The sequence below is a fragment of the Candidatus Peribacteria bacterium genome, from assembly GCA_023038255.1.
In the GTDB taxonomy this organism is placed as follows: Bacteria; Patescibacteriota; Gracilibacteria; order Peribacterales; family Peribacteraceae; genus CALREJ01.
This window is the reverse complement of the sequence record CP082927.1, coordinates 1056104-1082884: the sequence shown is the minus strand read 5'-3', so window position 1 is coordinate 1082884 and position 26781 is coordinate 1056104. Positions and strand designations below refer to the sequence as shown.

Annotated in this window: 28 protein-coding genes and 1 pseudogene; 17 read left to right on the top strand and 12 right to left on the bottom strand. The window is 52.2% G+C overall.

Annotation, left to right across the window (positions count from 1 at the left end):
- Positions 1-102: 102 nt before the first annotated feature.
- Genes K8942_05345 through K8942_05335 form a run of 3 tightly spaced genes read left to right on the top strand, consistent with a single transcriptional unit; the run spans position 103 to position 3210 of the window.
- Entirely contained in the window at positions 103-546 is a 444-nt protein-coding gene (locus tag K8942_05345; GenBank protein UPA22444.1) for a flavodoxin family protein, read from the top strand.
- The gene (locus tag K8942_05340) at positions 543-2321 is read left to right on the top strand and encodes a 2-oxoacid:acceptor oxidoreductase subunit alpha (protein UPA22443.1); all 1779 of its coding nucleotides are present in this window, start codon (positions 543-545) and stop codon (positions 2319-2321) included. Before K8942_05345 ends, K8942_05340 begins: the two co-directional genes overlap by 4 nt.
- A gap of 1 nt (position 2322) precedes the next feature.
- The gene (locus K8942_05335; GenBank protein UPA22442.1) at positions 2323-3210 is read left to right on the top strand and encodes a 2-oxoacid ferredoxin oxidoreductase; all 888 of its coding nucleotides are present in this window, start codon (positions 2323-2325) and stop codon (positions 3208-3210) included.
- Here K8942_05335 and K8942_05330 read toward each other — a convergent pair.
- Entirely contained in the window at positions 3203-4162 is a 960-nt protein-coding gene (locus K8942_05330) for a glycosyltransferase (GenBank protein UPA22441.1), read from the bottom strand. The genes K8942_05335 and K8942_05330 overlap by 8 nt on opposite strands.
- Positions 4163-4255: 93 nt before the next feature.
- Between K8942_05330 and trmD the strand changes: the two are divergent.
- Positions 4256-5213 (top strand): annotated as a pseudogene (gene trmD, locus K8942_05325) (tRNA (guanosine(37)-N1)-methyltransferase TrmD).
- Here trmD and K8942_05320 read toward each other — a convergent pair.
- The gene (locus tag K8942_05320; protein UPA22440.1) at positions 5191-5853 is read right to left on the bottom strand and encodes a DsbA family protein; all 663 of its coding nucleotides are present in this window, start codon (positions 5851-5853) and stop codon (positions 5191-5193) included. The pseudogene trmD and the gene K8942_05320 overlap by 23 nt on opposite strands.
- A gap of 61 nt (positions 5854-5914) precedes the next feature.
- Between K8942_05320 and K8942_05315 the strand changes: the two genes are divergently transcribed.
- Positions 5915-6658, top strand: a complete 744-nt coding sequence (locus K8942_05315; GenBank protein ID UPA22439.1) for a WecB/TagA/CpsF family glycosyltransferase — start codon at positions 5915-5917, stop codon at positions 6656-6658.
- Here the strand turns inward: K8942_05315 and K8942_05310 are convergent.
- On the bottom strand, positions 6591-6965 hold the full coding sequence (locus K8942_05310) for a hypothetical protein (GenBank protein UPA22438.1): 375 nt from the start codon (positions 6963-6965) through the stop codon (positions 6591-6593). The two genes, K8942_05315 and K8942_05310, sit on opposite strands and share 68 nt — an antisense overlap.
- Before the next feature lie 64 nt (positions 6966-7029).
- On the opposite strand from K8942_05310, the gene K8942_05305 reads away from it, so the two are divergent.
- The 10 genes from K8942_05305 (at position 7030) to K8942_05260 (ending at position 19177) form a co-directional block, all read left to right on the top strand.
- Positions 7030-7698, top strand: a complete 669-nt coding sequence (locus K8942_05305) for a 2,3-diphosphoglycerate-dependent phosphoglycerate mutase (GenBank protein UPA22437.1) — start codon at positions 7030-7032, stop codon at positions 7696-7698.
- A gap of 45 nt (positions 7699-7743) precedes the next feature.
- A complete protein-coding gene (locus K8942_05300) occupies positions 7744-8508 on the top strand; it encodes an undecaprenyl diphosphate synthase family protein (GenBank protein ID UPA22436.1) in 765 nt (254 codons plus the stop codon).
- Positions 8509-8526: 18 nt separating this feature from the next.
- Entirely contained in the window at positions 8527-9858 is a 1332-nt protein-coding gene (locus tag K8942_05295) for a UDP-N-acetylglucosamine 2-epimerase (protein ID UPA22435.1), read from the top strand.
- Positions 9859-9936: 78 nt separating this feature from the next.
- Entirely contained in the window at positions 9937-10389 is a 453-nt protein-coding gene (locus K8942_05290; protein UPA22434.1) for a hypothetical protein, read from the top strand.
- Between the two features lie 23 nt (positions 10390-10412).
- Complete coding sequence (locus K8942_05285; GenBank protein UPA22433.1) at positions 10413-11831, top strand: O-antigen ligase family protein; 1419 nt, start codon at positions 10413-10415, stop codon at positions 11829-11831.
- 18 nt (positions 11832-11849) lie between these two features.
- On the top strand, positions 11850-13640 hold the full coding sequence (gene guaA / locus K8942_05280; GenBank protein UPA22432.1) for a glutamine-hydrolyzing GMP synthase: 1791 nt from the start codon (positions 11850-11852) through the stop codon (positions 13638-13640).
- 94 nt (positions 13641-13734) lie between these two features.
- A complete protein-coding gene (locus K8942_05275; GenBank protein ID UPA22431.1) occupies positions 13735-14304 on the top strand; it encodes a sigma-70 family RNA polymerase sigma factor in 570 nt (189 codons plus the stop codon).
- 33 nt (positions 14305-14337) lie between these two features.
- Positions 14338-16332: a DUF5667 domain-containing protein gene (locus tag K8942_05270; protein UPA22430.1), complete on the top strand. Its 1995-nt coding sequence runs from the start codon at positions 14338-14340 to the stop codon at positions 16330-16332.
- Between the two features lie 106 nt (positions 16333-16438).
- On the top strand, positions 16439-17002 hold the full coding sequence (efp, locus tag K8942_05265; protein UPA22429.1) for an elongation factor P: 564 nt from the start codon (positions 16439-16441) through the stop codon (positions 17000-17002).
- 1155 nt (positions 17003-18157) lie between these two features.
- On the top strand, positions 18158-19177 hold the full coding sequence (locus K8942_05260; GenBank protein UPA22428.1) for a mechanosensitive ion channel family protein: 1020 nt from the start codon (positions 18158-18160) through the stop codon (positions 19175-19177).
- An 85-nt stretch (positions 19178-19262) separates the two neighbouring features.
- Here the strand turns inward: K8942_05260 and K8942_05255 are convergent, their stop codons facing one another.
- The 4 genes from K8942_05255 to K8942_05240 all read right to left on the bottom strand — a co-directional run bounded on the left by K8942_05255 (position 19263) and on the right by K8942_05240 (position 21815).
- On the bottom strand, positions 19263-19667 hold the full coding sequence (locus tag K8942_05255; protein UPA22427.1) for a lipoprotein: 405 nt from the start codon (positions 19665-19667) through the stop codon (positions 19263-19265).
- Positions 19615-19920, bottom strand: a complete 306-nt coding sequence (locus tag K8942_05250) for a hypothetical protein (GenBank protein ID UPA22426.1) — start codon at positions 19918-19920, stop codon at positions 19615-19617. Before K8942_05250 ends, K8942_05255 begins: the two co-directional genes overlap by 53 nt.
- Positions 19921-19933: 13 nt before the next feature.
- Complete coding sequence (gatB, locus tag K8942_05245; protein UPA22425.1) at positions 19934-21379, bottom strand: Asp-tRNA(Asn)/Glu-tRNA(Gln) amidotransferase subunit GatB; 1446 nt, start codon at positions 21377-21379, stop codon at positions 19934-19936.
- 61 nt (positions 21380-21440) lie between these two features.
- Positions 21441-21815, bottom strand: coding sequence for a hypothetical protein (locus K8942_05240; GenBank protein ID UPA22424.1), 375 nt, complete (start codon positions 21813-21815; stop codon positions 21441-21443).
- Positions 21816-21967: 152 nt separating this feature from the next.
- On the opposite strand from K8942_05240, the gene K8942_05235 reads away from it, so the two are divergent.
- A complete protein-coding gene (locus tag K8942_05235) occupies positions 21968-22672 on the top strand; it encodes a sigma-70 family RNA polymerase sigma factor (protein ID UPA22423.1) in 705 nt (234 codons plus the stop codon).
- A 4-nt stretch (positions 22673-22676) separates the two neighbouring features.
- Here K8942_05235 and def read toward each other — a convergent pair whose 3' ends face one another.
- From def to K8942_05215, 4 genes are all read right to left on the bottom strand, one after another.
- Positions 22677-23135, bottom strand: coding sequence for a peptide deformylase (gene def, locus K8942_05230; protein ID UPA22422.1), 459 nt, complete (start codon positions 23133-23135; stop codon positions 22677-22679).
- A gap of 46 nt (positions 23136-23181) precedes the next feature.
- A complete protein-coding gene (locus tag K8942_05225) occupies positions 23182-23547 on the bottom strand; it encodes a hypothetical protein (protein UPA22421.1) in 366 nt (121 codons plus the stop codon).
- A 39-nt stretch (positions 23548-23586) separates the two neighbouring features.
- Entirely contained in the window at positions 23587-24162 is a 576-nt protein-coding gene (locus K8942_05220) for a 3'-5' exonuclease (protein UPA22420.1), read from the bottom strand.
- Positions 24163-24226: 64 nt separating this feature from the next.
- The gene (locus K8942_05215; protein UPA22419.1) at positions 24227-24406 is read right to left on the bottom strand and encodes a hypothetical protein; all 180 of its coding nucleotides are present in this window, start codon (positions 24404-24406) and stop codon (positions 24227-24229) included.
- Between the two features lie 67 nt (positions 24407-24473).
- Between K8942_05215 and nth the strand changes: the two genes are divergently transcribed.
- Positions 24474-25178 (top strand): endonuclease III, encoded by a 705-nt coding sequence (gene nth / locus K8942_05210; GenBank protein ID UPA22418.1) that lies wholly within the window; start codon positions 24474-24476, stop codon positions 25176-25178.
- Between the two features lie 142 nt (positions 25179-25320).
- On the opposite strand, the gene glnA is transcribed toward nth, so the two are convergent.
- Positions 25321-26733: a type I glutamate--ammonia ligase gene (gene glnA, locus K8942_05205; protein ID UPA22417.1), complete on the bottom strand. Its 1413-nt coding sequence runs from the start codon at positions 26731-26733 to the stop codon at positions 25321-25323.
- Between the last annotated feature and the right edge of the window lie 48 nt (positions 26734-26781).

Below are 26781 nucleotides of genomic sequence, written 5' to 3'. Positions count from 1 at the left end.
TATAACATACTTATTAAAATATGACAATATAACGCATTCTAACGTATTTTTGACGATATCTGCACTATTTTCTCACCGTTTTCCTGTCTACAATGCTGACCAATGTCCTCTCTGCACATTATCTACGCTTCCACGAGTGGTCACACGGAATATGTCGTTGACCGGCTTATTGCGTCGCTTACAGGTGTGACAGCGGAAAAGCAGCGTGCGGAACTCGCGCAGCCCGGGGATCTTTTGCGGGGCGATGTGCTGGTTCTGGCAACCAGCACGTGGAATACAGGCGGACCGGAAGGCCAGCTTAATCCGCATATGTTTGCACTGCTGATGGATCGCGCAGCGCAGATCGATCTGGCGGGGAAGCGCGTTGCGGTCATTGGACTTGGGGATGACCGGTATCATTTCACCTGTGCCGCAGCGGATCACATGGAGGAGTTTGTGACATCCCATGGTGGGACACTCGTCAAACCGACACTCAGAATCATCAACGAGCCTTACGGTCAGGAGAAGACGGTGGAGAAGTGGGCTGCTACCCTGCAGAAAGCATGAGTCGTCTTTCTCTGAAAATCGTCGGCGCATCAGGCCAGGGAATCATTTCCATCGGCGAGATTCTCGCAAAGGCGTTCAAGCGTTCCGGCTACTGTGTATTTGGCTATCGCGAATACATGTCGCTTATTAAAGGCGGACACGGCAGCTATCAGATTGATGTGTCGGATCATCTTATCCAGAGTTCGGAGGAGCAGGTGGATGTGCTGATCACGCTCAACCATCACGGGTTTGAACATAACCTCATGGACCTCAAGGAAGGCGGTACCATCATCCATGACACGAAAGTCTGGAAATTTTCGAAGGCCGATGAAGCACTTCTGAAGAAGCAGAAAGTGCAGGTGGTGTATCTGCCTATTCATCAGATGCTGCAGAAAATGCAGGCCAAGCCGATTCTCGCGAACGTGATTTTCAGTTCGTTCATCTGGTGTGCGGTTGGGGGCGATATCAAGCTTCTGAAGAGTCTGGTCGGGGAGCGGTTCGCGAGCAAGAAAGATCTGCTGGAGATGAATATGCGCTGTATAGACGAAGGATTTGCAGTCTGCACAGAGTCCGGTTGCACCCTCTCCGTTGCGCTTCCGAAGCCGGATAAAAAGTGGAAAGACCAGTTGCTTCTGACAGGCAGCCAGGCGATGGGACTCGGGATTGTGCATGCGGGCTGTCGCTTCTACGCAGGCTATCCGATGACGCCGTCGTCACCGTTACTGTCCTATATTGCCGAGATTCAAAACGAAACCGGTATGGCCATCAAACAGGCGGAAGATGAAATTACAGCTGCTCAGATGATGAGCGGCGCGATGCATATGGGAACACGCGCCATCACCGCTACATCCGGTGGAGGGTTTGACCTGATGACCGAAACCATCTCGATGGATGCGATGATCGAAAATCCCGCAGTCATTGTTCTAGCGCAGCGCCCGGGTCCTGCCACAGGACTCCCGACATGGACTGCGCAGGGAGATCTCCTGATGGCTGTGCACTCTGCTCACGGAGAATTTGCCCGGTGTGTGCTGAGCGTGAGCGACGCCGAAGATGCTTTTCACCTCATGCCGAAGGCCTTCAATATTGCCGAGGAATTCCAGACGCCTGTCATTGTCCTCACCGACAAGCACACGGCCGAAGGCATTTACACCCAGAAGGCGTACGATCAGAAAAAGGCGAAGATTGTCCGCGGCAAACTTGTCACAGCATCAGCAGATCTGAAGAAGCTGAAGAGCAGTGACCGTTACGATCCGACTGCCAAAGATGGCATCAGCAAGCGGTGGTTGCCGGGTGCTAACGCTGCGACCTATTGTGCACAGGGTGACGAGCACAGTCCGGATGGAAGTGTCAGTGAATCGGCAGACAATGCGGTTGCGCAGATGGAAAAGCGTATGCGGAAAGCTGCTGTTTTGAAGAACGTATTGCCGGAGCCGGAGTTTTTCTATGGCGACACCATGCCGGAGCCGGGAAATGCAAAGCTCGATCTTCTGATTGTCAGCTGGGGCTCGAACAAAGGCGTCATGCTGGACGTACTCAACGATCCGTCACTCACCAAAAAGAAGGTCGGGTACCTGCACTACACGTATCTGTGGCCGCTCAAAACAGAGATGTACGAGGAGCTTACAAAGAAGGCAAAGAGAGTGCTCTTTATTGAGTGCAGCTATCAGGCGCAACTCCTTCAGCTTTTGCGCATGCAGTGCGGGACGCAGGAAAGTAATGTGCTTCTGAAATATGACGGCCGGCCGTTCTTCTACTACGAATTACTGCAGGCGGTTCATCAGTATCTTTCCAAATAACATGTCCATCAAACTCGATCTCACCGGCCCCAGCATTTCTCCGCTTGAGTATCATTCCGAGAACAGGTGTACGTGGTGTGACGGCTGCGGGGACTACGGTATCTGGACTGCGGTGAAGCGTGCACTGTCTGAGCTCGGCCTCCAGCCGCACGAAGTGCTTCTCTGTTACGATGTCGGTTGCCACGGAAACGGTTCAGACAAAATTGAAGGATACCGCTTCCATGGACTGCATGGCCGTGTGATGCCGTTTGCTGCTGCTGCAAAAATCGCAAACATGAAGATGCCGGTCATTGCTTTCGGTGGTGATGGCGCGAGTTTTTCGGAAGGAGTCGGTCACCTGGTCCATGCCATACGCAGTAATTATCCGATCGTGTTTGTGCTTCACAACAACGGGAACTACGGACTTACAACCGGACAGGCGAGCAGTCTGACCCCTCAGGGAAAGAAGATGAACGCGGCCCCGAACGGCATTCCGGAACAGACTCTTCCGAGCATGGATTTTGTGTTCTCGCTTGAGCCCACTTTCGTTGCCCGCGGCTTCTCCGGAGATATTCCGCAGATGACAGATATCCTGAAAAAAGCCCTCGCGCACCGCGGCTTTGCCTTCGTCGATTTCCTGCAGGCATGTCCGACGTATAACTACTTCGCGACCCATCAGTACCTGCTCGACCGCTGCTATCACCTTGAAGGTCATGACACCTCGGATTTTGTGAAAGCGCGTCAGCTGGCAGTCGATACATCGGAGAGGATTGCGACCGGCATTCTGTATCAGAATGAAGAGGTGCCGAGCTTCTATGAGCAGCTGGTGCCGCGTCAGAATAAAAAGACGATGCTGGTAGATGAAGTGCAGGTGCAGGATGTGAGTGGCCTGATGCAGCAGCTTATTTAATCAGCGCTTTCAGCAGTGCTCCTGTGACCAGAAGCGGATGATTCAGTGCGAACATCTTCATCTTTTTCCCGTTGCCGCTCATCGGGGTTTTCTGCTTGTTCTTGCGGCGTTCGAAGAACTTCCGGATCATGACAACAAGGGCATCCTTGCGCGCTTTTTTTGCAATTCTCATTGTTTTTCCGAACCACGGGAGCGTCAGAATCAATTTGTCGAAACAGAGAAGGCGGTCATAAATGCCGGCACCGGATTCCTCGTTCTGCGCACTGGCACCTTTAGGATGCACACGGAAGGAGCCCAGATTTTCTTTCACGTAGACAATATCGGATTTCGAAAGAGCCCGGAGCCAGTATTCCACGTCCAGAAACTGTGGCAGGTCCTCCGCAAAAAATCCGATCTGCCGGATGAGTGACTGACGGAGCATGACAAAACTCGGTTCGCCGATGAGGTTCGGATGCAGCTGGCGCTTGATCCATGTGTGCAATAGCTCCTGGCCGCTCTGGAGTCCGTTCTGCAAAATCTCGTTCCGGATAGCGCGCACTTCCTGGTACTTGTACGCATTCGCAGTACTCTCGCTGCAGTCGTAGGTGTGGTCAGCCGCTGCAAAGCCTGCTGTCGGATGTGCCTGAAGAGCTGCCAGCATTTTTTCCAGATACGTCGGTTCCCACACGTCGTCCTGAAACAGGAACTGCACGTACTCTGCCTCTCCTTTTTCCAGAGACAGATTCCAGTTTCCGCCAATACCGTACCGTCTGTTGTTCTTCAGAAAAAAGACGCGCGAATCGCGCATGAAAGGCTCCACACTTGACCGGACATTGGACTCGGAATGATCATCGTTTACAAGTAATCGCCAGCGCGTTTCCGTCTGGGCTATTGCCGATTCGATGGCCGCCCGCAGATGCACGGGATCCGCCTCGTAGGTCGGGATGAGGATGTCGATGAGAGGAAAAGCCATGAGGCTAGCTTATAGCTTCTAGCTTTCAGCTTCTAGGCAGGATTGCAGCCTCTCTTTCGGAGGATGTGGCAAGCAGGTAAACTAAGCGCTCTTATGCGAATCGATATTTTAACCCTGTTTCCCGGCATGTTTGAAGGGCCTCTGACGGAGTCCATTTTGAAGCGTGCGCAGGATGAGGGGAAGCTCGACATCCATTTTCATGATCTCCGGTCGTTTGGAATCGGTGCCTATCATCAGGTGGATGACACGCCGTATGGAGGTGGGGCGGGCATGGTGATGCGGGTGGATATTCTGGTGGATGCTATTGAGAAGATTACGGCTGAAGGGTTAACGGTTATGGGTGATGAGGTGAAGCCGTATCGGATTTATTTTTCACCGCGGGGAAAAAGGCTTGAGCAGGAAATGGTGGAGAGTATTGCATCGACGAAGGAATGGTTGATATTGGTGTGCGGGCATTACGAAGGGATTGATCAGCGGGTGATTGATGGGGGATGGATTGATGAGGAGATGAGTATTGGTGATTATGTGCTGACCGGTGGGGAATTACCTGCGATGGTTTTGGTCGATGCGGTGGCGCGGCACATTCCCGGCGTCCTCGGACACGAGGCATCAGCGGAAGAGGAAAGCTTCAGCCCTGCGCTCGACCGGAAAAAAGAGTATCCGCACTATACGAAACCGGCGGAATTCCGCGGACTTCAAGTGCCTGATGTCCTGATGGGCGGGCATCATGCGGAGATTCAGAAGTGGAGGAAATCACAACTCCGGTAAACACATGACCGATGCACTTATCAAGCGGCTTGCTGCAGAGGGTGCCATCACCGTGGCTGTTCGCGTCCGGCCTCATGCAAAAGTAACACAGATCAAAGACGTGATGAGTGACGGCAGTCTGAAGATAGATCTTGCTGCGGTCCCGGAAGACAGCAAGGCGAATGTTGCACTGGTCCGGTTTCTGGCCGGCATCTTCTCTGTACCGGCATCACACATCCGCATCCTGTCCGGTGCCACAGCACGGGTAAAACTTGTACGAATCAGTCAGCAAGAGCCGCAGTAATCTGTCCGCGCAGATCCGCATATTCGGGCAGTCCGACATGCAGTGTTTCATCAATGACGTACGTCGGTGCCAGTGTGACATTGTACGATGCTACGAGCGCTTTTCCGGCAGCAAGTGCTGACTGCAGTGTCGGACCTTTCAGACAGTCTGCGAAAGTGGCGGAGTTCAGTCCCATGTCTGTTACCTGCTTTTGCAGTGTGGCCGGATTTACTTTTGAGAAGAGGAGATCATTCATCTCCTGTCCTTTGCCCTGCAGTGTGGCACAAATCAACATGGAAGCGCTCGCATCGCTCTGTGCATATTTTGCGAAACTGACAGGAACCACCCCGATCTGGAGCGTGTTCTTCGAGATGAAGTCTTCAATTAACCGGGGGAGGAGCGTCGTGTGAAATTGCTGCGAATACGGACTTGAGTGATTCACAAAAAGAATCATGGAGACAGGGGCGTTAGTACTGCCCATGTGCAGCATGCCGCCGCTCTGAAAACGCTCGGTTACTTTTGTCATGACAGGGGCAACGGACGATGCGCTGCTGCCGGATGTTTTAAACTCCGCACCGCTTTCCGTCACTTCAGCCTGCGCAGCGCAGCCCGCCAAAACGAGTGCCGTTGTTGCTGCCAGAAATGTGACTATCAGACGCATGGTGAAAGAGTAACAGAAGAAAGGACATGATAATAACCGATCTCTGATATTCTGTCCGCACATGTCCCGCATTTCCATCCTCGGCGTCCCCATCGATGCTATTACCCGTGAACAGGCTATCGAGCGTCTTGCCGACATGCTTGTGTCGGAGCGGCAGCATCATGTGATGACCCCGAACAGCGAGATGCTCGTTGCAGCACAGAAACATCCTGCCTTTCATCAGGTGTTGCAGCGCAGTGACTTAAATCTGCCGGACAGCCAGGGGATTGTGACCATGGGGCGGTACATCGGGCAGTATGTGCCGGAGCGTGTGACGGGTGTGGATACGGTCACGGCATTGTGCGCAGTGCTCACCGAAGCGGACAGCGTGTTTTTACTTGGAGCTGCGCCAGGCATTGCCGAAAAAGCCGCGGAGGCCCTCAAAGCAAAAAACCCGCATCTGCGGATTGCCGGTGCGTACGCCGGGACGCCGAAAGCGCATGACGCAAACAGCATCATCGCGCGCATTAACGACGTGCACCCCCATATTCTTTTTGTCGCCTACGGTGCACCCAAGCAGGATCTGTGGATTGCAGAGTACTTACAAGAAATGCCATCCGTTCGCATTGCGATGGGAGTGGGCGGAACCTTCGACTTTCTCGCGGGTGCAAAAAAGCGCGCTCCACTTCTGCTCCAGACAATGGGACTCGAATGGTTCTGGAGACTGGTGTGCGAACCGCGTCGTCTTCCCAGAATTCTTAACGCTGTGCTGGTGTTTCCGTTTCTGGTGATTCTGCGTCAGCGGTCTGATGTAGTGGCTCGATAAAATCAACCATCCACTGTTTGTTCTTACGGAGTTTGATGAGCTTCGGACCGTCTTTGGTTTCTGCCAAATACGCACGCTCGGTGTCCTCATCATTCATGCGCAGCAATGTCGTGTTGCCCAGCTCTTCATCCTGCAGCAGCAGATAGATCGCCACGTCCGGAGCGTCGGTCAGTGCAGCTTTGAAGTTATGTGCGGCACGTCCCAACATAGATACAGCACACACAATCGCGATGCTCATGAAGATGGACCAGAGCACGGTGTGGCCGTAACGGCGGGAGGAGAGGGTGTGTATGTGGAATTTGGACATCGGATTATTATAGCAAAAAACGGTCTTTTTTGGAATCCCTTCACGAACTCTGTATACTCATTTCATGGGTACACTCATTCTTCTCCGGCACGGCCAATCTCAGTGGAATCTCGAAAACCGCTTCACAGGGTGGTCTGATGTGCCTTTAACCGAACAGGGGACCAAAGACGCCGCAACGGTGGGACAAGCTCTTGCGGAATTTACATTTGATTGTGCATTCACATCCCGCCTCATCCGCGCCCAGAACACGCTCTCGATTATTCTCACGCAGACCGGACAGATCAACGTTCCTGTCATCGAAGATTCCGCCCTCAACGAACGTCACTATGGAGATCTGCAGGGACTCAACAAAGCCGAAACTGCGGAAAAGTATGGACAGGATCAGGTGACACTCTGGCGCCGCAGCTACAGTACGCGTCCGCCAAACGGAGAGAGTGTCGAAGACTGTGAGCGTCGCACGTGGCCGTTTTTCAAGCAGTACGTGTTCCCGCATATCCTCAACGGAGAAACAGTCATCATTGCTGCACACGGAAACAGCCTGCGTCCCATCATCAAAAATATGGATGGACTGACAGGAGACGAGGTTGCTGTTCTGGAGATCGGGCTCTGCACGCCGTACATCTACAAATTCGACGGAGACAGAATGGTGGAAAAGCAGATCCGCGAAGTCGAAGGCATTGTCACCCTCGGCGCGTCCCAGACACAGAAGAACGTCGAAGGGGGACGGGTGTAAGGTTTTATTGACGCTCTTGCAGAGAATCCCTAGAGTGCCCGACCTATGTCTGCCAGCCCTGAAACCGGCCTTTGGATAGAGCACACCTGCGATGGCAATCGTCGCGCTGGTGTGAGGAAATTGGCTCAGCAGGGTATTATTGTGAACCCTGCCGATTTAGATGAAGACCAGGCTTTTGAATGTAACAATGATGGTGGTGAGGCAACGAAACGTATTATTGAAGCGGCGCGTGATGAGATGGTGGGACTGATTTCGCTCTGGGCGTGGTCTGTGAATAACTGGAAACGTCCACCTGGACAACAGAAAGCTGTTTTTCGTGTTGTCGAAGCATTCCTGCAGGATTTGGAAGCAAACTGGATACATCTACCGGAAAATCAGGATGTCCGCTTGGTGCACATGGGGCGCAAAGAAAGATTGACGCAACAGGCGCCGTCGATGATGGATGTCATGCAGCGGGTTATGGATATTACACAGGATCGCAAGGGAATGGTTGTATCACTCATGATGGATTACAGCGGACCGGATGAAGAAGATCGTGCGCGGGAACTCTGGAAAGCAGATACCAGTCGTCCTTTTACAGATTTCCTGGATCTTCCGCAGCAGGGCATTGCCTGGCGAGAACTGGATTTACGCATCCGGACCGGCGATGGCGATACCGACCTCAAACATATCAATAGTGTGATGAGCGGTTACACGAGAGATAAAACGCGCGATGTGTTCCCTGATTGTCTGCTGGAAGATTTCACTCCTGAGCTCTTTCGCACCTATCTCGCAGAACTGCGAAATATGAAGCAGAAAGAGGGACGATAATCTGCTACTCTCTGTTCCATGACTGAGATTACCTACCGTTCACCGACTTTTTTTGATGACCTTGCAGCCAATCCTGAGCCGCACGTCCATCTTATTCTGATTGCCACCAAACCAGACATTATCAAGCAGGTTCCGCTCTACAAGGAACTCAAGAACCGCGGACATCTGGTGCTGCTTGGCCACACCGGCCAGCACTACGACGAAAACCTGAGCGGGGGAATGCTGAAAGAATTCGGGGTCGAGCCGGACTTTAACCTGAACGTTCGCGGCAGCATGCACGAAGTGGTCAGCCAGATTATCGGACGGCTGGGATTTGTGATTGCGGAGTTGAAAGCAAAAAACAAGATCGTCATTCCGTACGTCCACGGCGACACCACCACTGCGATGGCTGCGAGCAATGCAGGGTACTGCAACGGCTTTGCATCAGTGCACGTGGAGGCTGGTATCCGCACGCTTACGCCGCGCTTTGCAGATGAGCGATTGGCCTTCGACGATGTCTCTCATTTTGATGTCGCTCTCTGGCGTGAGTTTCTGATGGACAGCACTAACTGGGAACGGGGCAGTCAGGAGCCGTATCCGGAGCAGTTCAATACGCGTGCTGCTGAGGCGGGAACCGGTGTCCATCTGGCGCCTGTAGAACTGGATCGTATGTTTCTGGAAAACGAAGGATTCCCGGATGATCGCATATTTGTTGTCGGTAATTCCGTGGTTGATGCAACGCTCGATGCACTGAAAAACGCAGAGCAATCCGATATTTTTGAACGCTATCCCGCACTCGAAGACGGAGACTTTGTCCGCTTCTGCATTCACCGCCGCGAGAACTGTATGTCTGAAAGTCGCTTCCGCGCGATTTACGATGCAATGAAATCACTCATCCTCGACGGGAAAACAGTGCTGCTCATTTCGCTCTTCCAGACAGAGGCCGCCTTCGACCGCTTCGGTCTTCGTGCAGAAGTGGAAGAACTAAAAACTTCTCATCCGAACTTTATCTACTCTGCGGTCTGGCCGCTCTACACGGATGTTATGACTGCCATGAGCAAGGCTGCCGTCTGCGCGACAGACTCCGGTTCCATGCAGGAAGAAATGAACGTGCTTGGCGTCCCGTGTGTCACACTCCGCTACGGTTCCGACCGCAGTGAATCTGCCATCGCCGGAGGCAATCTGATTGCTCCGCCCGTCGACGGTGCCCTCATCCGCCGTATGATTGATTTTGCCTGGAATAACGAAGAGATGCGCAAGACTCCAAAACTCTATGGAGAGGGTGTCAGCGCCCGCTGTATTGATGCGGTCGAAGACGTGCTCGCACATGGAGAAATTTTCCGGAGCGAAGAAGAGCGTTTGTTCCAATAAGTTCCGTATAATAGCCATAATAAGGAATTCTTGGAATAATCTTGCAAACAAACATTGCAGGAATAGTATGACGCGCTTATGGAAAACCCTGGCTCTTCTGATTCGGTGGTGCTCGCGCTTTCTTCTCTAAGAAGGAAGGGAAATAGTATTGTGCGGGACCTTGAGGAATTACAGGAAATGAGAGAGATGTATGAGATGGACGGGGAAGGCGTTCCCGGATTCGTGAAGCAAAATATCCGGACATTGCTTCAGAAAATCTCCCTTTTTTCTGAGCGAGTAGAGTCACAGGAGATCAGTTCTTTATGTGCAAACAATGCTGTGCATCAGCGTATTTTTGAACAGATCATACGTATTGCCAGTATCATACAGGCATCGGTTGGATTGCTGGATGTTATTCTGTCCTTGCCCGACAGCAGAGATGATGACGATGATTGTGATGATAACGATGATCGCGATCGTGATGATGATCCACGGCCATCACCTTCATCTCCACAGAGTCGAATACTGACAATTCATGATATAGCTGTTTAAAGATGATTCGCTATCATAGTCCTATGCTTCAGCGTGTCCGCGAATGGCTGGCTCTGCTCCTCATAGTGCTCCTGCCGTTTCATGCACTCGGTGTCACGGTTCTGACAAAACTGATTGCAGGCCCCGGTCAGGCGCCGCTTCTGCAGCTGGCTATATGGAAAGAAGGGGTGCTTGGCATCATCCTGCTGATTGCATGCGTGGAATACATCACCCGTCTTATTGAAGTCAAAAGTCTGAAGTCTATCGGACGGCATTTTGATGTCATCGATGTACTCATCGCAATCATCATCGGACTTTCTTTTCTGGTCTCTGATTTTCAGCCGGAATTTTCAGTGTCACAGTTTGCACTGGGCGTGAAGTACGATCTTATTCCGCTCATTGCACTCCTGATTCTCCGCCGCGTGCACTGGTCTGCGTGGTTCAAAGAGACTGCGTTCCGCGCCATTCTCTGGGTGGGCGGGATTGTCTCTGTGTACGGCATTCTCTCGCTTCTGCTCCCCGACAGTTTCTTCTACTGGCTCGGGTATTCCGATCTACATTCTCTGTACGTTGCAGACAAGCCGCTCGCTGCGTTCCAGCAGATCGGGGGATCGACGCTGCATCGGGTCCAGTCGACGTTCAGCGGACCGAATCAGTTGGGGATCTGGCTGCTGATTCCGATTGCGATTGCTGTCACAGGTGTCACCCTGAGGTCGCTCGAAGGGTCGACGCCGGCTGCCTTAAAGCGTGTTCATGCTTCGAGTGTCCTCAGCATGACACTATTGGCTCTCGTTCTTATTGCTCTCTTCCTGACTTTCTCCCGCGCTGCCTGGATCGGCGCATTCGTCATCATCGTGATGGCGCTCTATCCGTTTGTGAAAGCGCACATGACGCGCGGGCGTTTGCTGGGATCGGTCTTTGTGTGTGGCGCTCTCGTCTTCACAGCAGTCGCACTTTTTCCAACGGCACTGCTCCGTATCTCCTCCACACGTGGTCACATCGACCGGCCTATCGAGGCTATCGGCAGAATGATCGAGTACCCTTTGGGCATGGGCCTTGGTTCCGCAGGTCCCGCCACTAACCGCTCGGCTGATACATGTGTGATGCTCCGCCCCGAAGACGATCCGTCCTGGGCGAAAGACCGGGCGGACTTGTGTGTGTTTCTGGGTGACAAGCAAGTGCAGCCGACAGGACGTCTGTGCGGCTGTCCGTTTTTGCCGGAAAACTGGTATCTGCAGATTGGAGTTGAGCTTGGAGTTCTTGGCTTCATTTTATATCTGTCTTTGATCGGGCTGATTCTGCGTCGGTTATGGGTTATGGGTTATGGGTTATGGGGAGTAGGTTTGATGTTTGTGGGCGTGAGTATTGCGGCACTCTTTTTGCATGCATGGGAAGATGCGGCGATTGCGTACAGCGTATGGATGCTGATTGCCCTTGGATTGCCCGTTGCCTCCAGGCGGTAGGGTGCGTACAATCCCCCTATGTCAGCCCCTATTCATCCAAAAAGCATCGTTATTCTGGATTTTGGGGGACAGTACGCCCATCTCATTGCACGCCGCGTGCGTGAGGCCGGGGCTTTTTCGGAAATCCGTCCGCCGAGTACACCGGCTGAGGATCTGAAAGAGGCTGCGGGAATCATCCTCTCCGGAGGTCCGCAGAGCGTGTACGACGCAGGCAGCCCGCAGGCCGATCCTTTGATCCTCGAGCTGGGTATTCCTGTTCTGGGTATTTGCTACGGTCACCACTGGATCGGGCACACGCTCGGAGGTGAAGTGACCAGCGGGAAGACAAAGGAGTACGGACGCACGCCTATTGAGGTCAAAGCGGAGACGGCACTTTTCAAAGGACTCCCGCATACATTTGTCGTCTGGATGTCTCATGGAGATGAAGTCACACGCCTGCCGCACGGATTCATCACCGCTGCAAGCTCCTCTGATTGTATCAACGCCGCTATGGCCGATGAGGTGCGCAGAATTTACAGCGTCCAGTTCCACACTGAAGTGGTACATACCGAACACGGATCTGAGATTCTCCAGCGCTTTGTAAACCTGACCGATCACGCACCCTGGAATCTGAAGAGCTACGCTGAGCGCATCGGGAACGAGGTGAAGAAAGATGTCGGGGACAAGCGCGTGTTTATGATGGTGTCCGGTGGCGTGGATTCTTCTGTTGCCTTTACAGTCCTGAATGAAGTCCTCGGTGCGCACCGTGTGCAGGGGCTTTTGGTTGATACCGGTATGATGCGCAAGAACGAGGCACGCGCGATCATGAATGCGTTCCATCTCTTTGATATCGAAAATCTGGAAGTCGCCGATGCATCCGAAGAATTCTTTGCAAATCTGAAAGGTGTCTACGATCCCGAGGAAAAGCGTCGCATCATTGGCGAAACATTCCTCACGGTGCAAAAGCGCGTCAGCGAAGAAATGCACCTGCGGATGGAAGACGGCTGGATGTTCGGTCAGGGGACTATTTACCCGGACACAATCGAAACCGGCGGCACGCAGCATGCAGACAAAATCAAGACGCACCACAACCGCGTAGATGCCGTGCAGAAAATGATTGATGCCGGACAGGTCATCGAGCCGCTCAAGGATCTGTACAAAGACGAAGTCCGCAAGCTTGGCGAAGAAATCGGTCTGTCACACGACCTTGTCTGGCGCCATCCGTTCCCGGGTCCGGGACTCGGTGTCCGCATTCTCTGTGCCGAACAAGCATTCGATCCTGATGCCGATCTTGATCTCGCTATTCCGCATAAGGCATTGCCCGTTCGTTCTGTCGGTGTGCAGGGAGATGGTCGAACCTACCGTCATGCGGTTGCGCTGTTTTCAAAAACACCATTCCACGTCGAGCCGCATTTTATGGATCTCGCGACCTCGATCCCCAATGCAAACCGCGCCTTCAACCGCGTGCTTCAGTGCACCTCACACGACACACCGCCGGAGTTTGTCTTCACTCCCGGTTACATCACGCGTCAGCGCGCAGACCTCCTCCGCGACGCCGACGATATTGTCTACGACGAAATGCATCGCGCCGGACTCTACGAAAAAATCTGGCAGTTCCCGGTCGTGCTTCTTCCCTTTGGAACGAGTGAAGGGGGACAGTCGATCGTCCTTCGTCCCATTGAATCTCAGGAAGCCATGACCGCCAATGCGGTTGCCCTTCCGGATGAGGTCATCAAGAACATGACAGAAAAAATCCTGCAGCTTCCGGGCATTGATTGTGTGTTCCTTGATCTAACAAACAAGCCACCAGCTACGATAGAGTGGGAATAATCTTTGTCAGAGTTTTTCAAAATGTGTGTCTTATCGAGCACATACATGACTGGTCGTAGCTTTAGCGAAGGCCGGGCTCTATACTTATGTCCTCATGATTCCTCCACTTCTCGACGAAGCGGAGCTGCAAAAGCTTATCGCTCTGGCCCAGGATGGTGATACGGATGCTTTCGGGCGTATCTATGACCATTTCTTCACACCTGTATACCGGTACTGTGCGTTTCGTCTGCCTGTGGAAGTGGCGGAGGACACGACGGCGGATATTTTCGTAAAAGCCTGGGAAAAGATTCATACGTATAAAGCGCAGCGGGGGGTGCCCTTTGCTGCCTGGATTTTTCGTATTGCCCGCTACAGCGTCATCGATACCTATCGATCAGCGAGAGGATTTGATGAAGTTCCTGAGGATATTCCTGATTTGGACAATTTTAACCGTACAGAAGGCCGAGCGGAGCGCAATGATACCCTGCGCATTGTCCGCCATGCATTGGACCAATTGCCCACCCGGTACCGTGAAATCCTGCTTTTGACCTATGTGAGCGATTTGCCGTACAGCGAAGTGGCCAGAGTGCTTCATATGACTGCTGGAGGGGTGAGAATCCTCAAATTGAGGGCTCTGCGGAAACTGGAATCCCTTCTCCCCCCGGAAATTGTCAAAGACTCGTAACAGAAGCCCTTTTCCCACGTTTTAATAACCGACATGGACCTCGAAAAACGTATCCAGCAGCTGGCGAGTGAACTTGCTCCGACCACGGAGCAGCATGCACGCGTCCGCTCCATTCTCGAGCGTCGCATCCAGGGGCCGGCCATTCTGAGCGAGGCAAAAACACAATCATCTCCCGACGCGCAGCAGAAAAATCATCTGAGAGAACAGATCTCCGATCGTATTTCCATGCCGGGGGTCTCGTCTGTATTCGGTCGCATCCATGCATTTCTCTCACCAACATCATCGGTACAGGCGCGCATCAAGCGCTCTGTATTCGATCACCTGATTCCGCCGACACCCGTACCGTTCTTTCAGCGTGTCACCAAGTGGGGAGCAGCATTTGTTATTGTCGCGCTTGCGCTCCGTGCCAGCCCGTTTTTGTTCCTGGCACCACAGTCGAACGCAGTCTCTGCGGTTATTCTTGATCCCACACCGACTGGCGTAGAACTGTCATCCCACGGACTCTGGCAGCCGGTGACACAGGAAGTCGAACTGCATGAAGCCATGAATTTGCGCACCGCAGACGGAGAGGCAACCCTGATGATGCACGATGATGGAAACGTCCGTCTCGATGCGCACACCACTATTGCGCTCAATGATGTGTCCGACCAGCCGTCGACACAGCTCGATGCCCCGACATTCACTGTTGAATCCGGCACCGTCTGGTTGCAGGCACTTCTGCCGGACCAGGTCCGCGGCTTCCTTGTTGCCACTCCTGCAGGAACCATCACGATGCACGGGGGGAGTGTGTCCGTGGCTGTGGAGGGCACTACTGTCCGCATAGAAGTCTGGGACAGACATGCAGTTGTTGTGCATGAAGGCCAGGCAGCATCACTCGTTGCCGGTGAATTTGTGGAACTGACACCTGGCAGCAAACTGGTGGTGCAAGATCTTCCTATCAATGCATACAAAGGAACATGGGTGGCACAGAACCTCGGACGTGACAGCGTGCACCAGCGTGAACTCGCGCAGTTGCAGCAGGAGCGCCGCGCTGCAGAAGCGGGAATTCTGCCAACGTCACCGTTCTATACCGTGAAGCGCGTTGCAGAAACCGTGGATGTACTCCTCACGCTCGACCCCGCCGCAAAAGTGGAGAAGCGTTTGCAGCAGGCAAGCATCCGTCTGAACGAAGCAGCTGCTCTTATCATCCAGGGTGATTCCGGAGCCAGCATTCCGCTTGATGAATATCGTCAGACGCTCATCGACGTTGCATCCGGAACAGGGGATACGCTCGTCCAGTATCTGGTCCAGCGCACCGTTGCGGAAAATGCAGCACAGCTGAGCGCGGCTCTGCCGGATGATCAGCTCTACATTCTGAAAAAGGCAGTGCTCCAGGCAAGCGCTGCTTTGCCAAACGACACACTCGACGAACGCGATGTGAGCGGCACACTCCTTGTCGATACACTCAACATGCTCGAGCAAGCCATTCAGAACAACGATGTCGATCAGATGCATCTCGCACTGAAGACGCTCTCACCGTATCTTCCATCGCTCCAGAGTGGCAGCGGAGACCTCCTGAAGCCGGATGCGCGCAAAGAAGCACTCTCACTGCTTACACAGGTTGCAACCGCACTGAAGCAGACAACAAACGGCAGCGGCACCGTTCTGACAGACGATATCGCCCGTCAGATTGCCGACTATCTCCCGACGCCGGCAGCATCAGCAGATGCAGACACGCCACGCATTGTCATTTCTTCATCCTACACGCCGCTTACCGAATCCCAGCTGGAAACGGCAGTCCAGGGAGCGCTGCGTCGTGTGTTTGATATCTACACCATGCCAAACAGCCGCCTCAACGCCCTGCGCGTCGAAATCAAGAAATTCGCCGATTCCCCGGACGAGGGCCGTTTCCTGCGCCGCCTCTACCGCGATATGCCTGATAATGACGTCTTCCGTCAGGTTGTCCGCACGGCTATCCAGAATTTGAGAGTGGAGCAGTTTATTGAGGACGAATCTGTGGAGACGGGAAGTGGTACAGGAGCTCAATAAAAAGCTTTTAGCTTCTTGCTTTCTGGTTTTAGGGTTCTTTTGATGGGGTGTATTGACTCAAATAGGCTTCTCGGACTAGAATTTTGGCCCTTTTCACCAAATCCCTATGTACGAAATTACAGAGTTAAAGCCGGGTCGCGCTATCCAGATTGATGGCGAACCGTTCGTTGTGCTCACGTCCGTCTTCGGCCGCAAAAGCCAGGATAAGGCGAACATGCAGTGCAAACTCAAGAACCTGAAGACCGGTGCGATTATTGCCCGTAACTTCCAGGGAAGTGAAAAGATTCAGCCAGCAGACGTCGGCCGCCGCCGCGTGCAGTTCCTCTACAGCAACGATGGCATGTTCACCTTCATGGACAGTGAGAACTACGATCAATTCGATCTCCCCGCCGAGATAATTGGTGATGGAGCCGGATACCTGGTGGATGGCAATGAAGTGGACGCACTGGTGTTTGAAGAAAAGCCCATTGGTATTACGCTTAAGGCAACAGTCGACCTCAAAGTGGTGGAAACCATTCCGGGTGTGAAAGGTGATACAGCGACTGGCGGTAACAAGCCTGCCAAGCTGGAAACTGGCATTAAAGTGAACGTGCCTCTCTTCATCAATGAAGGGGACATCATCAAGGTGAATACGGAGACGGGGCTGTATATGACGAGAGTCACGAAGTAGAGATTGCCTCTTCCGGCCCTTCGGGCCACCCTCTCCTTGCCGCCCACACTCCCACTGGAGAGAGAGGAAGTGGAAACAATTTTCTTCTTATAACAAAAAGGCCACTTGCGTGGGCCCTTTTTGTTTTTGTTTTGTCGTCCTTCGTAGCTATCGACGTTATAAATATAACATTGAGCTACCTATACATGAAGGTTGACTGAGGAGAGGAGTCCTCGATTCTCTGCCTTGCTCTGGTCTCTTGTTTCTCCTCGTGACCTGACGAAGTCCCCGTACCGGTTCCACGAACAAGGCACAGGGCCAAGGGGAACACTGGGGAGAGAAGGGGCTGCGTACGGTGAGCGACCTCACATCGACCGCACGAACGTTACAGAGCAGAGAGGAGGATGAGCGCGGACTTAACAATCACGTACCTAGACCCAGAATGTATGCAAAGGGTTGCAGGTGTGTGGCCGGGAGGAACGAGTGCCAAAGCACACGATCATCCTTCTCTCTGTTAGCTTGCGGTGGAGTTACCCTACTACGCTCTTTGAGCTTCGCGGGGTGATCCGATGGGGATCAAAAGAACTGTGTTTGTCTTTGTTGTGTGTGTCCTGATTCCCCGAGTGGGTGAGTGACCTGTTCGCTCTGTGCTGAACAAATCACGTCATCGTACGCTTATGGGGAAAATACGCAACTGAGTGTGCTGGACGGAGATATGAAACTATATTTTGAATACATTTGGTGTTCAAAAAGTAGCCTGTTTTCTTACTTTCTCGGCCATCCTGTTTTCGCTGTTGTAGCACAGACAGTCCATTGTTTTATGGCCTATTGTTATTTTTCTGAACACTCGGTGCCCTTGATTGCAGAAAAAGCAGTCCTAGAATGCGTCAAATTTCCCCCTCAGCACCGTATGATCAATGCACTGAATACGATGACTATTCCATTGGATTACGCCGTACAACAGGTAATGATCCGCAGAGGCATTCCAGAAGCAAACAGGCACAGGGTGCGACAGGCAATCGATAGCATTCTCACTCAGTTTCCTGAAAGGCGCCTTTACATTGATGACATTTCGGGATTACTCCCATCCGACATCCAAGAAAAACCGGCGGATTCGGACTGATTATTCTTCTGATTTTCCGCCCTTTCCGTGATGGTCTGGTATACTTCTTTGCTATGCAAAACACTATCCAATCCCTCTTAGAAACCGGCATATACGGCAATTCCGCTGAGCGTTTGCTTCTGTCGCTCCTCACATTCCTGGTTTTGTATCTTGTCTTTTTGCAGGTCCTGCCGTTTGTCCTGAAGCGTTTGCGGTCACCAACTTTTACGGCCGATCAGACTGTTCTGGGTACTGTTATTACATTCGTACAGAAGATTCCTTCTTTGGTGTGGGGTTCGCTCGCTCTTGTCATTGCTTTGCGCTGGCTCATGCTGCCACCCCGGATTGAATATCTGGTAGCGGCCGTCTCACTCTTTTTGGTTGTCATTTTGGGTGTGCTCCTCGTCCAGAAAATTCTTGAGCATGTGCTCAGTCATTTCATGCACGTGACAGGCAGCGAACAGAAACCGCCTGCGATTTTCCAAAATGTGCTGTCGATTCTTCTCTGGATTCTCGGCACCTTGATGATTCTCTCGAACCTCGGTGTGAACGTTACCTCGCTTATTGCAGGACTTGGAATCGGCGGGGTGGCGTTTGCGCTCGCATCGCAGAGAATTCTTGCGGATATTTTCAGCTCGTTTTCCATCTACTTCGACAAGCCGTTTCGGGAGGGGGATTATATTGTGACCGGCGATCACAGCGGATTTGTCCGGAAAATCGGCCTCAAGACCACGCGTATCCAGGCTGTACAGGGAGAGGAGGTGATTATCCCGAACCAGGAGCTGACACAGGCCAGAGTGCGGAATTACCGCCGTATGAATGAGCGCCATGTGGAGTTTGATATCCTCGTTGCGCCGGATACCTCTGTCGAAAAGCTGCGCCTGGTACAGACTATTATCCGCGGCATTATCGATTCGCTTGAGCCGCTGCACTATAACCGCGTCACGCTCACGAAAATCTCCAAAGCGGCCATCACGTTTACCGTCGTCTACGAGGTAAAAAACAACGATCATGACATGCACATGAACCTGCTGCAGGAGATCAATCTGCGGATGCTGGAGGAATTCAGACGCGTCGAGATCGCTCTTGGATAACCCCACTTCGCCTCAAGGCTTCGCGGGGCAGGACACAAAAAAGCCCGATCCTGTGACCGGGCTTTTTCTGATAATCCTCTGATATTTACTGCTGCGCCACCTCTTCCCATGCGCCGAATCCTGCCTCTTCGTCCACTGTGCGGTGACGGACAGTCAGCTGTTCGGCTTCGCCAATAAAGACGCCATACTGGTCACCTCCACCTGCCCACCAGCACTGGATGGATGCAATGCTGCCTGCAACGTCCTGCAGCTCTGTAGACGCTGTTCCCATACAACTGGTGCTGTAGATCTCTTCTTTGGTTGCCGCTACCTGCAGCGTGATTTTGGTGACAGGCATATCGCCTTCGCCCACCTTTTCACCGGTGTCTACGGCTACCCATTCTACTGGCATGCGCTTGCCCATGGATGGTGTGTCCGTATCGGTCGTTGTCTGCGTGTTACATGCTGCCAGCGTGAGAGCCAGGCCCGCAATCATCAGATATTTTTTCATGAGAGAGAGGAGAAAAAAGTAATGCGTGAGAGGGGAGATCTTCTGTATCCATGATAGAAGATTGGGACGAAAAGGCCAGAACAACAGAATCGCCGAGGAAACGAAGTGTTTCCAGTGCCTCCGCCCGTATAATCATTTTTTGCTGCTGTATGCGTTTTCTTGTGGTGAGTGCATACCATATTTTCCCCAATCGTGTGAGGGATTGCGAAGGGGTATCTGTACTCTCGATCATTATTTGATCTTCTATCTTCATACAGATAAACGTATCACCGGAGCTTCTCCTGCAGAAGGCTATTTACCTTTCCCGGGTTCGCCTGGCCTTTGGTCTCTTTCATAATCCATCCGACAATTGCACCGAGTGCCGCAGCTTTTCCGCCTTTGTATGCTTCAACTGACGACTGATTCGCTGCGATCGCAGCATCAACAATCGCACCGAGCGCACCGTCATCGGAGATCTGTTTCATGCCGCCTTCCTCAATAATCGTGGAGGCATTTTTGCCGGTTTTGATCATGGTTGCGAGGACGTCTTTGCCGGCATTTCCGCTGATAGTTCCGGCATCAATTGCTTCCACAAGTTCAAGAATGCGTGCAGCATCCGGTCCATCTGTAATCGTCTTGTTCTCCGCTTTCAAAAATCCGAGCAGTTGTGTCAGGACCAAGCCGGACGTCCGTTTAATGTCGTTGGTCTTCTGGAACACGGCATCGAAAATTGTGCGCAGTGCATTGTCATCGGTCAGTTGCAGAGCCGCTGCCTCTTCCAGTCCGAGCTGGACATACGTCTCGCGCTGGTCGCGGGGGAGGGCGGGGAGCGATGCTTTCACCGCTGCAACGTCGGCGGCGTCGAAATGCAATGGCGGAATGTCCGGTTCCGGGAAGTAGCGGTAATCCTGTGCGTCTTCTTTGTCGCGGAGCATGCGTGTCTTTTCTGCATCATCCACCCAACCGACGGTGATGTTTCCTTTCAGGGGGCCACCGGTTTCTTCCCATAGATCGCGCAGTCTCTTTTCCTCGTACTGCAGCGCTTTTTCGAGTGCCTTGAAGGAGTTCAGGTTTTTGATTTCGCTGCGGGGATTCAGTTTTTCTGTTCCTTTTTCACGCAGAGAAATCGACGCGTCGAAACGCATCATGCCTTTGAACATATCCGCTTCCGATGCATTCACAGAAATGAGAATGCGGCGGAGTTCCTGTGCGAACGCGACGGCTTCGTCGGCGTTTCGCAGATCCGGCTCGGTCACAATTTCCATGAGAGGAGTTCCTGCACGGTTGTAGTCACAGAGCGTGGTGTCGCCATAGTGACTCAGCTTTCCGGCGTCATTCTCCATGTGCAGGCGCGTGATGCCGCAGACTTTCTCGGCAAGCTTTCTGCCGCTTGGATCGCGCAGGTCGTAGTGGACGGCGCCGCCTTTTCCGAGCGGGAAGTCGTACTGCGAAATCTGGTACCCAAACGGAAGGTCCGGATAGAAGTAGTGCTTACGATCAAAATGACAATCAGGGGCAATAGTGCAGCCGATCGCGAGAGATGCTTTCACCGCTTTGCTGACAGCTTCGGCATTCGGCACCGGGAGTGTTCCCGGGTGTCCCATACACACAGGACATACGGTCGTGTTTGGTTCTTTTCCAAACGCATCGTTATCACACCCGCAGAACATCTTCGTGTTCGTGTTCATTTGCGCATGCACTTCCAGGCCGATGATGACTTCAAGTTCTGCCATAAGCAATTCTGGCAAAGAGTAGCGGAAAAAGGCGTGGATCGGCAAATGGAAATCGCTCTGTTCAGCTCATTCCCGTACGCGGGAGACGGGTGCTATAGAGATTTGTGAAATACTGAGTCGCACCCGCTACCGTAGCCTGTTGGAATATGCGCACTTCCGCTCTGCTGGGCTCTGCATTATTGAGTCCCAGAATGGGGGCAACATCGTCAAAAATTTCTACAATATCGAGGTGTGTCGTGCTGATATCTTGCCCGTCGCGGTGCAAGGGTGTCGTTCCCTGAATACTGCTGCTACTTACTTTCCAGGATTTCCCCAGCCTGGTGCAGATGGCAGTATGAATTGCCGTTCTGACGCGCGATAGCTCCTGATCTTTGCGTAGCAGCTGTGTCGATTCAGCGCCTGTAGCCTCTACGGTCTGATGTTCAATAGCGGACATAGCAGAGGATTTTGACGGTTTTCCAGCTGTTTGCAATTCCATCTACAAGGAAGAGGGTATTTCATTCCAAAAATGAACTTTCACCCTATTTTAGTCTAGTCTTAGCGATGCTCTTGATATTTGACATGTGTAGTGATTATATGGTCCCCAATATGGAATCACTCCTGGAACAGGAAGTGGCCACTCCAGAAACTACAGAAGAACCGCAAGGCTCTCTGGATGCCCACACTGTCTCTCAGGATATGACGGTTTTAGTAGGTCCAATTCTTGAGGAGAACATCCCTGATGAACAGTCTAAGTTATTTTTCCGTTATGTCCGTTATGGTGATCAGCAGGCTTTTCATGTTCTTGAACGGGAATGCCGCGATGCCGCTTTGTATCGTGCCTTGCGATTGGTGCCCGATCCGCAGCAGGCACAGGATGTTGTCCAAGAGTGCTGGATACGGGCCTTAGAGCACAGTGGAGCTTTCGATTTCAGTAAGCGTTTCATGCCGTGGTTTGTATTCATTATTGCCAATTATTCATTAGATCTTCTGCGGAAAAGAAAAAGGCAGAAATTCTCAATTTCCAGAGAAGCCGATAACGCTACTGATTTGAGCATTGGAGCGATTGCCATCGCCCAGGATTCACTTGAAGAACATTTGCAGGAAGAAGAGGTGCAACAGTGCCTGTCTGAAATACATGATGAGACTGACCGTAAACTAGCTTTTGCCATGATGCATAATGAGTCTTTCAAAGACTTTGCAATACAAACAGGGCGCAACGAGGCAACTGTACGTTGGCGCGGCGAAAGAGTGCGTCATAAACTTCTCAGTATTTTGCACAGACGGGGGTGGTCAGTCCCTGTGCAGCTATAAGAATTTACAATGCCTTTCCGCTCTGTGGGTAATCCACAATAAGTTTTCCCTCCAGGTGATCCACCTCATGCTGCACCACGCGTGCATCAATTCCTTCGAGCATGCGCTCCTGCTGTTCACCCTTGGCATTCAGGTAACTGACGACAATAGAAACGGAGCGGGGGATCTGCAGCCAGACATCGGGCAGACTCAGGCAGCCTTCTTCTGCAAGTTCAGTATCGGTACTGCGGAAGGTGATATCGGGGTTGATGAGCGGCGTGAGCTTCTTCCCCATGCGGACAATGCAGACGCGTTCCGTGCGGTTGATCTGCGGGGCGGCCAGGCCAAGTCCATCAGCGGCAATCGTTGTGTCCTCCATATCCTTGAGTAACTTTAGAAGTTCTTTTGTGACCTGCGGAACTTTCTTCGTTTTGCTGCGAAGAATAGGAGTATCGGCGCCGGTGACAATTGGTAAATTGGCCATAATCAAAGATGGTGGCAGTGTACGGGAAAAGCGATGAGATTTGAAGCTAGGACTGATATCGTAGGATATCTGTATCGCCGTCAATGCCGGTTATACTTTTTCGGAAAAAATCGACCAGTCGACTTGGCTTCGTGTTTCCAGACAAAGATCCGAACAAATGTCGCCCCATATCTTCATTGTGCACATAGCAACGAACAAAATCCTCAAATGAAAGAGTATGTAAGCTATCAATTGTCGCAATGCTGGCTGCTGTCATAGATACCGCGCGCATCGCTTGCGCCCCCTTTTCTTCATTAGCAAGATACAATTGATAAAACCGCTCTGGATTCTTGCAGAGGGATTCCCATGTCTCTGTTGCGGGATCAAAAGGGTGATTGCCTTCATTCGCTGTTGTATCGGCCACTTCAGGCATAGCAATATTGTACGACGACAGTCTGCTCGGAGTCTATACTTAGCGTGCTGCCATCTGTACCATCCCCGCCCTTTTGCGGAGCTCATCCATCGAGGAAATTTTTCCGTGATTCAGCATTTTTATCAGAATCTTCGCGGTCTGGATCACATCCGGCAACGCGCGATGGCGGCCGCCTTCGAACGGCAGTTCAAAGCGCTGGCTCAGAATATCGAGGTTGTGACGGAATTGTGTGGGGAACAGGCTCTGGCTGAGGCGCATGGTGCAGAGAATTTCCGGAAGCTCGACGTATCCCCAACAGAAGTCCTTTTCGTTTTCGAGGAAGCCTTTGTCGAATGCGGCGTTGTGCGCAAAGAGGATAGAGCCTTTGCTGAATTCCAGAAATTCCGGCAGGACGGTCATGATGCTCGGTGCATTGATCACGTCGTCATTGGAAATATGATTGATGCGCTGCGCTTCCAGCGGAATCTCGCGCTCAGGATTCACGAAGCTGCTGAATGTCTGTTCCGTTATGATGCCGTTCTCAATCCGCACACCGGCAATTTCAACAATTCTGTGACCTTTTTTCGGGTCCAGACCAGTTGTCTCCGTGTCGAAAACTGTCAGCGGGGGAAGCATGGGAGCTGATTATACTCAAATGAGCATGATGCGACAGACAGTTTTATAGACATTGTGCGGGGACTTACTGTCCGAGTTCACGCATCATTTTTGCCTGATTTTCTTTATAGGCATCTGCCTGCTTCATTGCTTCCTGTTGTGCGGTTTCCACGTTCTGCTGCACACCTTCTTGTTGTTTGATGACTACATAATAGATTCCTCCGGCAATAATCAGGCCGATTCCTATGAGCATCAGAAAACGCATATGCCGATTCTAAAAACTCTTTCGTGTGCCTGCAACATTTTCCAGAAGACAGGGGTATACTTTTTGCATGAAAAGGCCTGACGGCATTCCAATGGCCACAGTGCTTACAAAGCTCGGAAAGCTCTATACGCCTCCGAAAACTTTTCTGCATTACCGCACGCCGGTGGATCTGCTGGTCGCGGTTATTCTCAGTGCGCAGTGCACGGATGCCCGTGTGAATATCGTGACCGAGACCATTCTGTATCCGAAATACAAAACGCCGGAAGATTATCTCCGGGTTCCGGTTGAGGAGCTGGAGGATGACATTCATTCATGTGGCACATTCCGCATGAAAGCAAAATCGATCCGTGGCATGTGTGCCATGATCATCGAGAAACATGATGGCAAGGTCCCGGATACTATGGAAGAGTTATTGGAACTTCCGGGCGTTGGTCGCAAGACAGCGTCGGTCATTCTAAGTGCTGTCTTCGATAAAAATCTCGGCATTGCGGTGGATACACATGTGCAGCGCCTCGCCCAGAGAATCGGCTTAAGTAAATACGATGACCCGAAGCGTATCGAACTCGATCTGATGGAACAGGCGCCGCAGAAAAAATGGCGGCAGGTGACAACACTTCTGATCAGTCACGGGCGGGCGGTGTGTACAGCACGGGGGAGACAGTGTGGAGCGTGCGTGTTCAAGAAAGATTGTCCGTCGTCACTTGTAATGGGGCGGAGTGATAAGGCTAAGCCGAAGAAGGGCGGCATGAAATCGAGACTGCGTGCTTCATAAAAGAAGCCAGTGTTCAGGAGTAAACACTGGCCGCTGTACTGGCTTCTTCACTTTGCCCGAAGGCAAAGAGCGGTTGAAGAAGCGCTACAGCTCGCTTTTCAGCTTATTCAACTATAGAACCATTAATATATCTGTCAAACCATCAGACATCGTAATATCTGAAGAACTCGTGCGGGGTTGGCCGCATGCGTTCGGCGCTCACCTCGGCTCGTTTTCCTGCAATGTAATCCATGAGGAATTCTTTGGTGAAGACACCTCCTTCCAGCAAGAAGCTATGATCCGCTGCCAGTGCATCGAGTGCAGCGCTCAGGTCTTCCGGGGCATGGGGAATTTTATCAAGCTTGGCAGGGTCCATGGAATACAGGTTTTCATCCGTCGGTTTTCCGGGGTTGATTTTGTGCTTGATGCCATCGAGTCCAGCCAGCAGCATAGCCGCGAATGCGAGGTAGGGGTTTGCTGCGGGATCGGGGGAGCGGAACTCTATGCGTTTGGCCTTCGGGCTCTGCGAGTACATGGGGATACGGATAGCCGCAGATCTGTTGCGGGCGGAGTAGATGAAATTCACCGGAGCCTCGAAGCCCGGGACGAGGCGCTTGTAACTGTTGGTCGTTGGATTGCAGAGAGCGCACAATGCCTGTGCATGCTTGAGAATGCCGCCCATGTAATAGAGTGCTGTCTGACTCAGGCCCGCGTATTCCTTCCCTGCAAACAGCGGCTTTCCCGCCTTCCATAAACTCTGATGCGTGTGCATTCCGGAGCCGTTATCACCGAATAATGGCTTTGGCATAAAGGTCACACTTTTCCCGAATTCTGCAGCAACATTGCGTGCAATATATTTGTAACGCATAAGTGCATCGGCCATCACCAGGAGTTCATCAAACCGCATGTCGATTTCTGCCTGCCCACCCGTTGCCACTTCATGGTGAAATGTTTCGATGCGGATACCGGCCTTTTCCATTTCCATCACCATCGCGGCACGGATGTCCTGGTGCTTGTCTGTGGGGGCGCCCGGGAAATATCCTTCTTTGTGACGGATGGAGTACCCAAGATTCGGACTCTCACAATCACCTTTGCCGCAGTTCCAGGTGGCTTCTTCGGAATCCACTTCGTAGTGTGCGGTGTGGTTCGCGCAGTTGTAACTGACATGATCGAAGATGAAAAATTCCGCTTCGGGTCCAAAGTATGCCGTATCCGCAATGCCCGTCTTTTTCAGATATGCCAGCGCCTTCCGTGCGATGGTGCGCGGACTGCGCAGATAAAAATCTTTGGCACCCGGTTCGCGCACATCGCAGAGAATCGAGAGAGTCGGTTCCACTGTAAACGGGTCCATAATTGCCGTATTGGGATCGGGGATCAGGAGCATGTCAGACTCTTCAATCTGCTGGAATCCGCGGATGCTCGACCCGTCAAACCCTGCTCCGTCACGCAGTACATCTTCGAGTTCGTGGATCGGCTTACTTGTGTGTTGCAGCGTGCCGGGTACATCCACAAATGTGAGATCGAGCACGGTGGCTTTGTGTTTTTTCGCAAGAGCGATAACATCTTTGTCTGTCATAAAAGTGGGGGGAATAAGATGGAGGAATGAGGGATGAAATTGAGAGAT